The organism is Micromonospora sp. (assembly GCF_048594385.1).
GTDB classification, from domain to species: Bacteria; Actinomycetota; Actinomycetes; order Mycobacteriales; family Micromonosporaceae; genus Micromonospora; species Micromonospora wenchangensis.
Genome location: NZ_JBMDWU010000014.1, coordinates 1 through 10,860 on the forward strand (window position 1 = coordinate 1; position 10,860 = coordinate 10,860).

A 10,860-nucleotide genomic window follows, 5' to 3' on the forward strand; every position below is an offset into this window, starting at 1 on the left:
GCTCGGGCGGGCGCGGTGGGGGGGGGGGTTTGGGCCGGGGCGGGGGCGCGGGGCGGGGGCGGGCGCCGCCGGGCCCCCGCGGGGGGGCGCGGGGGGCCCGGGACTGCTCCCGCGTGTAGCGGGCAGCCTCGTCCAACGCTCCCTCGGTGACGCCGACGAGTACCTGGGTGAGCACTGTTTGGAAGGCGAGGGAGACGAGCGACAGTTGCTGCCATCTCGGGCTCGTCTCGTCCTCACCCGGCGGGAAGGGGCCCAGCACGTCGGCGGAGCCGGCCGTGACATCCCGCAGGACGATGCTGCCGCTGGCCGTCAAGCGCTGACCCAGGTTGTCCCAGTCCGGCGGATGCGAGAGCCCGTCCACGTCACCGGGTACGACCACCACGATGCGGGACGCCTGGTCGTCGCGAATCGCGCCGACCAGGATCCGGTCGGCGACCGCACATCCGGTGGCGAACGCACCCCGGCCGGAGACCGTGAACGTGTCTCCGGTCGTGGTCGCCACGATGGTGTCGCGCGGGTTGCTGACGGACGCCACGAAGAGCCCTTCGGCTCTGACGTCTTGTCGCAGTCGGCGGGCCAGGTCGGCGTTGTCGTACAGGCGGGCGCGCCAGAGGTGTGTGTAGTGGTAGCCGAGGAGGTGTCCGATCGAGGCGTCGGACGCTGCGATGATGCGGGTGACGAGGTGCGTCGTCTCGAGGTCGTCGGGATCGGCCGCGAGCAGACCGCTGCCGCGTAGCAGCTGGATCTCGGCGCGCGGCGGTCGGTTGGCGCGCTCGCGCGCGACCACGTCCTCGCGCAGGCGCCCCGCGACGGCGCGGGCCGCGGCGACTGCATCGGCCGGGTTCATCGGGGACCCACCGGTGCGGTCGCGGGGTGCCGGAGCCTTCGGCACACCAGTACGACCAGGATCGGCAGCAGCACACACTGGGCGGCCACGGCCAGCCATAGCCCGGGCAGGTGTCCGGCGGTCTCGAACGCCTGGTAGACGACGCCGCCGACGACACCGCTGAGGAGCGCGCCGACACCTTCGGCGAGCCGCTGGTGCCCGAAGACCACCGCCGCCGAGCGGGGGGTGACGGCGAGCGCCTCAAGGACGTTCTTGAGGAAGAGTATCGAGTTGCCCACGCCGAGGGCGACGATGCCGGCGGCGATCGTGAGTTCGTGCCCGCCGGCGAATGCGGTCATGCCGATGGCCAGGCCACCGAACCCGATCGTCATCGCCTGGGTGTACCGCATCTGTTCGACCCGCCCGGCCAAGAGTGGTTGCAGCACGACCAGCAGCAGCGAATAGCCCATCATGGCTGATCCGTAGAACACCGTGGGCACCCTTCCTTCCGCAAAGGACGCGAGATACTGGTAGAAGTACAGGTGGAGGTAGATGGTCAGGGCAGTCACCGTGAACGGCAGAACCGCCAGTCCGCTCAGGGCACGGTGCAGCGGCTCGACGGCCCGGGCATGGCCACGGGAGTCTGGCGGCAGGAGCGCGTGTCCGATCGTCAGTGCGGCATGCAGGGTGGCCGCGGCGGCGAACATCACCCCCGGGTCGTTGATGAACAGCGCACCTACCACCGGCCCGAGGGCGATCCCGGCGTTGCCGGTGGCGTAGCTCGCCGACACCAGCCGCGGCTGCTCGTCCGGGCCCGCGCCGTGCACCGTGTAGGCGCGGACCGCGGGCGAGTACAGAGCGGTGGCCGCCGACCGGATCATCAGCGCCAGGACTGTCACCGCCGGCCATACCTCGCCAGCGAGCAGTCCCAGCGAACCGAGCGTCTGCAGCGCCATGGCCAGCAGCAGCGAACGCCGCAGGCCGAGGTGCTCCGCCAGCACCGCGCCCGGCGCTCCGCCGGCGAACTGCACGAATGCCGTCAGCCCCAGGACGACGCCGACCTGATCCATGCTCAGGCCCATCCGATGCCGCAGCAGGATCGCCAGGTACGGGTAGACGGAGAAGCCGATCAGGTTGACGAGCAGCCCGCTGCCGAGCAGGGCGATCCGCACCCCGGTGAACGAGCCGAGTGCGGCGGGTCTCACCCGCTTCCCTTGCTGCCCCGGATGATCAGTCGGGTCGCGTTGGCGTCGTAGGGGCCGCCGTCCAGATTGCCGAAGCACTCGATCTTCCCGAATCCTGCCTCCGCGAACATGGCGCGCAGTTCGGCGGCGCTGTAGACGTAGCAGGTGAGGGAGGTGTGCGCGGCGGTGTCGCCCCGCACCAGCGTCCAGTCGGTTCGGTAGCGGGTCCAGTCGTCCAGGATCGTGTCGCGCATCACCACCATGCCGCCGGGCACGTCGACGATCTTCGGTGGTCCGACCCACGACGCGTATGTCTCCTTGCTCAGCAGATCGACGAGCAGCTGGCCGCCTGGAGCGAGGGAACGGTGGGCGTTGTGCAGCACCCGCATGTTGTCCTCGTGATCGTCGAAGTAGCCGAAGGAGGTGTACATGTTCACCACGACGTCGTACGCCTCCGGCACCCCGTACTCGCGAACGTCCGCTCGCACGAAGGACGCCGTCGCGCCGGCGTCGGCGCACGCGGACGCAGCGCGTTCGAGCAACTCGGGGTGCAGGTCCACGCCGGTCACCTGGTAGCCACGGCGAGCCAGCGGCGCGGTGAAGAACCCCGTGCCGCAGCACTGGTCGAGCACGCGGCTTGCGGGAGCGAACGCGAGCAGGGGTGAGGTGGCGACCGCATCGGCGGCGGCCCGCGCACGCTCGGGTGTGAAGAGCACCTCCGAGAAGCCGGACCACAGGTTCATGTCCTCGTACCAGTTCACCGTCAACTCCGTCTCTGGCTGGTCGCGGGCGCCACCCCGAGCCCGGGTCCGTCGCCCAGGACGATCCACCCGCCCTCGAGTCCGAGTCCGCGGAAGGGCTGATCGCGGAGGTAGAGGTGCCCGTCGAGGTCGATGTGGTCGGCCAGCGGGGCGAGCAGCGCGGCCTGGCTGATGGCGAGTTCCGACTCGCACATGCAGCTGAGCAGCACCGTGAGCCCGGCTTGCCGGGCGGCTGTCATGACCCGTCGTGCGGCGCGGACGCCGCCCGCCTTGCACAGCTTGACGACGATGCCGTCGGAGTGTTCCAGGGCGGCGTGGACGCTTGCCACGTCGGTGCATCCTTCGTCCAGGACGATCGGGAGCCGGTCGGGAAGCTCTCTGTAGCGGACGTAGTCATCGATGCGGCTACGTGGGAAGGGCTGCTCGACGAGGTGCACGCCGAGCGCGCGCAGACGTGGCGTGAGGGCGCGCGCAGTGCTGAGGTCCCACGCCTCATTCGCGTCGATCCGGATCGGCAGCGGTGTTACCTGCCGGATGGCGTCGAGGACATCGATGTCGTCGGGGCCGCCGACCTTCACCTTGAACGCACCCACCTGCGGTGCGTTGCGGACCGCAGTAGCGGCTTCGGCCGGACTCGCGATCCCGATCGTGTACACCGTCGACCCGATCCGGCGGGGCGCGGCGAGGATCTGCCAGGTCGGTCGTCGGCCGACCTTGCCGATCCAGTCGTGCAGCGCGCCGTCCAAGGCCATCCGGGCGCCGGCCGGCGCGTCCCAGGCGTCGACACGTTCGAGCGCCGCCTGCGGGTCGGTCAGGTCGGGACCGAGCAGGGCAGGGCCGTCGGCCTCGATGGCCCGTGCGACATCGTCCGCGGTGACCCCGTCGTACTCGATCGGCGTGCCCTCACCGTAGGCAACGATGCCGGCATGGGTGACGGTGACCATGCAGGTGTCCACAGCGTTGATCTCGCCGCGGGAGCTTCGCACGGTCTCGGTCAGCCGCAGCGAAACACGCTCGACGGACAGGCTCAGCATGACATGCCTCTCTCCGATCGTCGGACGCGCCGGAACCGATCGGGCACCAGCAACGACATATACAAGAAAGTGGATCTGACCGGTGGCGGAGGGGACGGCAAATGGAGTGGTTCGAAGACGAGTCGATGTGGACCGATTTCTCGGCGGTGTTCTTCTCGCCCGAACGTGCCGCGCAGGCCGAGACGACAGTCGCCTCGTCGCCGCTGCTGCGGCTGTCGCCCGGCACCAGGGTGCTCGACCTGGGATGCGGGCCGGGCACGTACACGATCCCGCTGGCCCGCCGCGGCGCGCAGGTGACCGGGGTGGACCTGAGCGCAGCGCTGCTCGATCGGGCCGCGACGGCAGCGGTCGAGGCCGGGGTCGACGTGCGGCTGCTGCGGGCGGATATGCGCCAGTTCGTCGAGGCCGGCCAGTTCGACCTGATGATCAGCATGTACACGTCGTTCGGCCTGTTCGACGACCACGACGAGAACATGCAGGTGCTGCGCAACGCGCTCACCAGCCTCGCACCCGGCGGCCGGCTCCTCATCGACCTGTACGGCAAGGAGATCGCGGCCCGAGACGGGGCCGCGCCGATCATCTCCGACGTCGATGGGGGAACGCTGATCGTACGCGGAACCGTCCTGGATGACTGGACCCGTTTCCGGGACGACTTCTACCTCGTCCGCGGCGGTCGGGCCCGGCAGGCTTCCATCACGCATCACCTCTACAGCGCCGCCGAGCTCAAGCGGATGCTCACCGCGGCGGGCTTCACCGGCGTCGAGTGTTTCGGCGGATTCGATGCCGAGCCCTTCGACAACCACGCCCGACGGCTCATCGTGCGCGGCACCCGGCCCTAGCACGCGGGGCGGGTCTCGACCCGCACGGCACCCGCCGCGGCCACGGCGCGGTGCGTGGCGATCTCCGCGGTCGGCCCCTCAGCCAACAGGATCCCCACGTAGCCGCGCCCGTCGTTGAGGTGCTCGATGGAGGCGCCGACCGCCCTGGTCGGGTACCACTCGGGTCGACCAGGGTAGCGGGCGATGTCGTCGAGGCCATGCACGGCAACTAGGTCTCCGGGTCTGTCCGGGTACGCCAGTACGAACGCCACAGCCGGTCCACCGCCCATCGGCATGTCGAGCAGCCGCGGGCGGCGGCCGAGCGCGAGGTCCACAAGTCCCCCGTAGACATTCACATCCAGGGCCCGGCACATCGACTCGCCCACGAGCGCACCGCCGATCCGCGGATTCACCTCGATCAGACGCGGCCCGTCGGCGGTCATGGCCAACTCGACATGGGCGAACCGATCGGTGTAGCCGAGGACCGCCAGCACGTCACCAAGCCAATCCTCGATCGCCCGGAACTCCTCGGGCGGCAACGCCACCGGAAACGCGGTCACGTCCTCCCGGAACCAGGGCTGCGGCGACATGAGGCGGCTCGACATCCCCAGCATGCGAGTGCGACCGGCCCAGGTCACAGTCTCGGCACTGTAGACCGGGCCGGCGAGGAACGGCTCCGCGAACAACCGCCCGAACAGCGTCGCGCCCGCGGCCTGCCGGTGCAGGCGGGCGAGGTCCTCGGCGTCGCGGACGAGCCACACGTTCCGGCTGCTGGTACCGGCGGTGTCCTTGACAACGGCCGGCAGGCCGACGGCTGCCGCCAGGTCGTCGAGCGACAGCGAGGCCACGTCGTCCACGGCGAACGCCGGGAACGGGCTCAGCCTACTGCCGTGAAGCAGGTCCCGGACGCGTGACTTGTCGCGCGCCAGCCGGATGACCGCCGGGTCGACACCCGGCAGACCGAGCTCGACGGCGAGCTCGGCACCGGTCACGCCCCACGTGTCGGTAGAACTGATCAGACCCCGGAGGTCCTCGATCGCGCGAAGCGCCTGGGAGACCGCCTCGCGATCGTTCGTGTCCACGGCAACGACCTGGATCGCCTCGGGCGGCAGCTCCGCGAGTTCGTGCAGGTACAGCTCCTCGACACCGGTCAGCAGCACGATCCGCTCGCCGGCAGCGCGGGCAGCACGTACGAGGTGGGCAAGCCCGAAGGAGAGCATCTCGAGGCAGGCAATCGTCACGGTGTATATGTCGTCCCGTCGGCCCGAAGAGTTCCCGACCCATCACATCGATCGCCGTGGAACTAATGCGGCCGCCGGCACGACTTACCATCCGACGCGGACATGCGTCGACTTCAATGCGTTTTAAGTGTCTCCGCCATCCACCGGCTTCAACCCAGGGACGACCGCCGATGCCACTGCCGAACCTGCCCGACGTGCCAACGACCGTGCACAGCCACATCACCGACGCGATCCGGGCTCCCAGCCTGATCAGACTGTCGGACAACGTTGTGCTGCTACGGTTCGAGACCTTGAAGATCTACGCCGCGCTCGGCGCCGTCCGGGCCCTGCTCGCCGACGGCACAATACGGCCCGGCGACACCCTCGTCGACAGCTCGAGCGGCATCTACGCACTGGCACTGGCGATGGTCTGCCACCGCTACGACCTACGGTGCCACATCATCGCCTCCACCACGGTCACACCTACCATCCGGGCCCAGCTGGAGATCCTCGGTGCCACCGTCGACCAGATGCCGGCCGAGCACGATCTGCGGCTCGACCAGAACCGGCGAGTCGAGCGGGTACGCCAGCTGCTGCGCGCCAATCCCGGCATGCACTGGATGCGCCAGTACCACGATCCTGTTCATTATCTTGGCTACGCCGAACTCGCCGACCTGGTGCGCGCCGCGCTGCCGGACACGCGTCTTGCCGTGGTGTCCAGCGTCGGCACCGGCGCGTCCAGCGGAGGGCTGATCCAGCCGCTGCGAGCACATGACCCGGCAACCCCGCTCGTCGGCATCCAACCGTTCGGCAGCGTGAGCTTCGGCAGCGAACGGTTCCAGGACCCCGAAGCCATCATCGCCGGCATCGGCAGCGCCATCCCGTTCGACAACGTCCGGCACGACCTCTATGACCAGATTCACTGGCTGACATTCCGATACGCCATGGCTGGCACGATCGGCCTGATGCGCGACCACGCGGTCTTCGCAGGCCTGTCCACCGGCGCCGCCTACCTCGCGGCGGCCTGGACAGCACAACGGGACCCCGGCCGCACCCACCTCGTCGTGGGGGCGGACACCGGGCATCGCTATGTCGAACGGGTCTTCGCCCGCTACCCCGATGCCCTGAACCCCGACACGCTCAAACCCATGGAGATCGACTCGCTCGACGGACTCGCGCCGCCCTGGTCGGTCATGCGCTGGAGGCGCCACCCGAGAGCTCAGTATCCCTGAATCGCATGGCTGGAGCCGGGTGCTCACGGCAACGATGTCAACGCGCCCGGACGGATCGAGGGCTACCGGGAACTTCTGTGGCGTGGTGGCCCACCACAACGGGGCAGTAGCGTCTGCGGTGAACATTGCTCGACGGAGAGTCAACACGGTGTCGGACATACTCTTCGGGCTGTCGAGCGCAGGCACTGGCCGGAGGTCCGAATGAGGGCCAGCCAGAACGCGCAGCACGCGCACAACAATGCCGGATGCCATGGCAGCCACGCCCTCTCAAACCACCAAGCCCAGGTGCCGAACAGGTTCGATTACTCGACCGTAGAGCCATGCCGCAGGCGGGAAAGTCCTTGCGGTGCGGGGGCACTGCGGCTCTGTATCGGGTCATTCGCCGTCCAGGCTTCGTTTCCACGCCCGGGTAGCACTGATAGGTTCACGGTCCGGACGGGTTCGTGGCGGGGTAGGGATGACGATGTCGGTACGCCTGATCGGTGCCAACCCCGGACTCACCCTGTTCGACGCCGCCGGAGAACGCACCGCGTTCGCGTCGGTGTGGCGGGTGGACTGGTCCGAACGGGGCCCGGGGCAGGCGGTCGTGGTGTGGCAGGCGGGCGAGGTCCGGATCCTGACCCCACGACCGGAACTCGGCCGGTGGCTGACCGACGAGTTCACCCGGCACTTTCCGGAGGTCGCGGGCCTGCCGTGGGGCACACCGGCGGTGACGCACACCGCGGTCTGCCTCGACTACGACCTGGCCCGGGGTATCCGCGCGCAGGCCGCCGACGTCGTCGTGGAGATCGACGAGCCGCTCGACCGGCGGCTGATCCGGGTGCCCGAGTTCAACCTCGGCGGCACCCCGAACCTGCTCTCCACCGTGTACGTGCCGTGCGCTGCAGGGCGGCTGACCGTCGACGGGGTCGCCGTGGCGGGGTCACCACAGGTGACCCACGAGCCGACGGCGTCATCCAGCGCGTTCCTGGCTGACGCCGAGGTGTGGTGCCGGGTGGACGTTCCCAGCTGACCCGGTCCGGGCCGCCCAGCCCGTGACCGCCCGGTCCTCACCTGCTGACCGCCCGGCCTGCGGCGAGCCACAGCAGGGCCGCCCGGACCAACTCGCCGGCGACCAGCGCGGCGACGCCGCCGAGGGCACCCGTGACCGGCACGAGCAGCCAACCGGTCCCGGCGACGACGGCGAACTGCGCCGCCGCCGCCTGCGCCGACCAGCGTCGACCCCGCGCGCCGCTGACCTCCAGGAGCAGCGCCGACACGGCGTTCGCGCCGAACAGCACGATCTCCACGGCGATCGCCGGATAGACCAGGTCCGGTCCCGCGCCGGCCGTGGCGGCGGCGGTCAGCGCGACCGCTGCGGGCAGCCCGAACGCCATGGTCGCGCCGAGCGTCCGCCGGGCGGCCCGCCAGCCGGCCAGCTCGCCGGCCCGTTCGTAGCGGTCCGCGACGGCGGGTTGGACGAGGCGCAGCAGGTAACCCCACCCGGTGGACACCACCGACGTGACCACTACCAGCACGTAGAAGAGGCTGATCTCGGCGGCGTCCCCCAGGGCGGCCAGGGCGGCGTACAGGGCCGACGCGCCGGCCGTGCCCAGCAGTTCGGCGACGCCGAGCAGCGCCGCGGCGCGCAGCGCGACCCGGCGTGGCAGCGCCGGTACGTCGGAGGCGACCGCATCCCCGTGACCCGCAGCCGAGTCGGCGCACCGTGTCGTACCCTCGTGCGGGGCCGGGGCCGGGTGCTGCGCCGCCGGCTCCCGTGCGGTGTCCGCACCTGCTCCGGGACCGGGCGTGCCGCCGGGGGGCGCGGGCGTGCTCCGGTCGCCGCGCACGAGGCCGACGAGCAACGCGACGTTCACCGCGATGCCGGCGGCGGCCAGCGCGGTGAGAACCTGGGTGGCTCCCGCTCCGGCCAGCGCCAGCGCGACCGCGACCGCGTACGCGGCCGCGACGGCGAGGTACGCCGCTCCGTCGACCAGCGGGGCACCCCGCAGCCGGTACAGCGCGACGAGGACCGTGGCGCAGCCGATCCCACCGGCGGCGGTGGCCGCGGCGGCGTAGCGGACCGCTGTGTCCCCCGCGCCGGCCACGACCAGCAGCAGCCATCCGGCCAGTGGCACGGCGAGCCCGGTGACCGCGACGGCGCGCACCAGCCGGTGCAGGTGTGCGCCGCCCGGCCGCGCGATCAGGGTCAGCGCGGCCTTCTCCGGCCCGCTGGACACCGCCACGGTGTACCAGGCGAGCGCGCCGACAGGTCCCGCGTACGCGGCGAACTCGTCCGGACCCCACACGGCCAGCAGGATCAGTCCCGCGGCGTACACGGCGAGCCGGTACGCGCCGCGTCCGGCCAGCAGGACCATCACGACGCGCGGTCGGGGCAGGGCGGTCGGGGCGGTTGTCCTCATGCGACCGGGTCGGGGCCGCTCACGGGCGCTCTTCCGGTTCTACGTCGAAGTGCAGGTGGGCGTCGACGGCGGCCAGGGTGGCGCGTAGCCGGTCGTGGTCGGGGGCGGTCGCGAGCAGGTAGCCGAGCTTCGCGCCCGCCCGGTGGTACGGCTCGACGTGGTCGCCCGGACGCACCGCGAGGATGAAGTCGACCAGGCCGGGCAGTGCCCGTACCGTGTCGTCGCCGCGGACGGCGACCAGCTTGCCCGGTCGGGCGGCGCGCAGCACCCGCATCGCCGCGCAGGCCGGCTCCCCGGGGGTCAGGTCGGGCCGCTCGCCGACGGCCATTGCCACGTACGCGGCGGTGACGTCGACGCCGTGTACGAGGCCGAGCAGCTCGGCGGAGCCGTTGCCGCCCAGGCGCGCCCCCAGTTCGATGACGATCACCCGGTTGTCGCGGTCGACGAGCAGGTCGGCGTTGAGCGACCCCCACTGGTAGTCGAGTGCGGCGACGATCTCCTCGGTGGTGGCCCGGCAGCGGGCGACGAGGTCCGCGTCCGCCCCGGGCATGACGTGTTCGAGGGTGACGAAGTGCGGCGGCTCGGTGAGGGTGCGTGCGCCGAGCCCGAAGAGCACGATCTCGCCGTCGGCGACCACGGCCTCCACCGCGTAGTGCTCGCCGTCGAGGAACTCCTCGACGATCACGATGCCCGCGGCGGAGTACGCGGCGGCGGCGTCCACGGCGGCGGGTACCTCGGCGGGTGACGCGCACAGGCTGATGCCGCGTCCGCCGCTGGAGTCGGTCGGTTTCACGATCACCGGGTAGCGCAGGTCCCCGCACCCGCTCACCACGGCCTCGGGCCTGTCCTGCACGAACCGGGGTCCGGGTTGGCCCAGCCGGTCGCAGACCGCGCGGAAGTATCCCTTGTCGACGGAGGCGCGCAGCGCCTGCGGGGAGAGCCCGTTGGGGAGGCCGAGCAGCTCCGACAGCCGGTACTGGGCGGGCAGGTTGACGTCACTGGCGGGTGAGACGACGCCGGCGAGGTCGTCGCGGGCGGCGAGCGCGGCGGCGACCACGGGCACGTCACGGGTGCTCAGATTGAGGAACTCCGCGGCGTAGGCGATCGCGGGGGCGTCGGTACGCGCGTCGATGCAGATGGTGTGCAGTCCGAGGCGTGCCGCCGTGACGAGGGTGGTGATGGCCCCGTCCGCGCCGCCGAGCACGGCCAGGGTTCTCATGCCGCAGGTTCCGGCAGGTGTAGCGGTGCGCGGGCCGGCCGCGCCGGGGGCCGCGCGAGCGTGTCCTCGGCGGCGGTCGGGATGTTGGCCTCGCGGATCAGGAACAGCGGCAGCCGGCCCGGCGGCCGGGCGATGTGCAGCAGGTACCGGGTGGCGACGGCCAG

At 71.1% G+C, this 10,860-nt stretch carries 10 protein-coding genes; 3 read left to right on the forward strand and 7 right to left on the reverse strand.

Annotated features, from left to right (window positions below; genetic code table 11):
• The 4 genes from ACOJTC_RS00585 to ACOJTC_RS00600 all read right to left on the reverse strand — a co-directional run.
• On the reverse strand, window positions 1-847 hold an 847-nt coding region (locus ACOJTC_RS00585; protein ID WP_420115315.1), incomplete at its 3' end, for a hypothetical protein.
• A complete protein-coding gene (locus ACOJTC_RS00590; RefSeq protein ID WP_420115316.1) occupies window positions 844-1,998 on the reverse strand; it encodes an MFS transporter in 1,155 nt (384 codons plus the stop codon). The genes ACOJTC_RS00585 and ACOJTC_RS00590, both read right to left, overlap by 4 nt.
• Window positions 1,999-2,027: 29 nt before the next feature.
• On the reverse strand, window positions 2,028-2,771 hold the full coding sequence (locus tag ACOJTC_RS00595) for a class I SAM-dependent methyltransferase (protein WP_420115317.1): 744 nt from the start codon (window positions 2,769-2,771) through the stop codon (window positions 2,028-2,030).
• A 2-nt stretch (window positions 2,772-2,773) separates the two neighbouring features.
• Entirely contained in the window at window positions 2,774-3,805 is a 1,032-nt protein-coding gene (locus ACOJTC_RS00600; RefSeq protein ID WP_420115318.1) for an enolase C-terminal domain-like protein, read from the reverse strand.
• Between the two features lie 101 nt (window positions 3,806-3,906).
• Between ACOJTC_RS00600 and ACOJTC_RS00605 the strand changes: the two genes are divergently transcribed.
• The gene (locus ACOJTC_RS00605) at window positions 3,907-4,644 is read left to right on the forward strand and encodes a class I SAM-dependent methyltransferase (protein ID WP_420115319.1); all 738 of its coding nucleotides are present in this window, start codon (window positions 3,907-3,909) and stop codon (window positions 4,642-4,644) included.
• Here ACOJTC_RS00605 and ACOJTC_RS00610 read toward each other — a convergent pair.
• Window positions 4,641-5,864 carry an ATP-grasp domain-containing protein gene (locus tag ACOJTC_RS00610; protein ID WP_420115320.1) on the reverse strand — a complete coding sequence of 408 codons (1,224 nt, stop codon included), beginning with the start codon at window positions 5,862-5,864 and terminating at the stop codon, window positions 4,641-4,643. The genes ACOJTC_RS00605 and ACOJTC_RS00610 overlap by 4 nt on opposite strands.
• 170 nt (window positions 5,865-6,034) lie before the next feature.
• Between ACOJTC_RS00610 and ACOJTC_RS00615 the strand changes: the two genes are divergently transcribed.
• Both ACOJTC_RS00615 and ACOJTC_RS00620 read left to right on the forward strand, forming a co-directional pair.
• Window positions 6,035-7,075, forward strand: coding sequence for a pyridoxal-phosphate dependent enzyme (locus ACOJTC_RS00615; RefSeq protein ID WP_420115321.1), 1,041 nt, complete (start codon window positions 6,035-6,037; stop codon window positions 7,073-7,075).
• Between the two features lie 463 nt (window positions 7,076-7,538).
• The gene (locus ACOJTC_RS00620) at window positions 7,539-8,087 is read left to right on the forward strand and encodes a hypothetical protein (RefSeq protein WP_420115322.1); all 549 of its coding nucleotides are present in this window, start codon (window positions 7,539-7,541) and stop codon (window positions 8,085-8,087) included.
• A 37-nt stretch (window positions 8,088-8,124) separates the two neighbouring features.
• On the opposite strand, the gene ACOJTC_RS00625 is transcribed toward ACOJTC_RS00620, so the two are convergent.
• Window positions 8,125-9,477 carry a hypothetical protein gene (locus ACOJTC_RS00625; RefSeq protein ID WP_420115323.1) on the reverse strand — a complete coding sequence of 451 codons (1,353 nt, stop codon included), beginning with the start codon at window positions 9,475-9,477 and terminating at the stop codon, window positions 8,125-8,127.
• 19 nt (window positions 9,478-9,496) lie between these two features.
• Window positions 9,497-10,696 (reverse strand): ATP-grasp domain-containing protein, encoded by a 1,200-nt coding sequence (locus ACOJTC_RS00630; protein WP_420115324.1) that lies wholly within the window; start codon window positions 10,694-10,696, stop codon window positions 9,497-9,499.
• Window positions 10,697-10,860 lie beyond the last annotated feature (164 nt).

Coding starts and splice junctions, on each gene's coding strand:
- ACOJTC_RS00600 (WP_420115318.1), bottom strand. CDS start 3,805: ATGCTGAGCCTGTCCGTCGAGCGTGTTTCGCTGCGGCTGACCGAGACC.
- ACOJTC_RS00605 (WP_420115319.1), top strand. CDS start 3,907: ATGGAGTGGTTCGAAGACGAGTCGATGTGGACCGATTTCTCGGCGGTG.
- ACOJTC_RS00615 (WP_420115321.1), top strand. CDS start 6,035: ATGCCACTGCCGAACCTGCCCGACGTGCCAACGACCGTGCACAGCCAC.
- ACOJTC_RS00620 (WP_420115322.1), top strand. CDS start 7,539: ATGTCGGTACGCCTGATCGGTGCCAACCCCGGACTCACCCTGTTCGAC.
- ACOJTC_RS00625 (WP_420115323.1), bottom strand. CDS start 9,477: ATGAGGACAACCGCCCCGACCGCCCTGCCCCGACCGCGCGTCGTGATG.
- ACOJTC_RS00630 (WP_420115324.1), bottom strand. CDS start 10,696: ATGAGAACCCTGGCCGTGCTCGGCGGCGCGGACGGGGCCATCACCACC.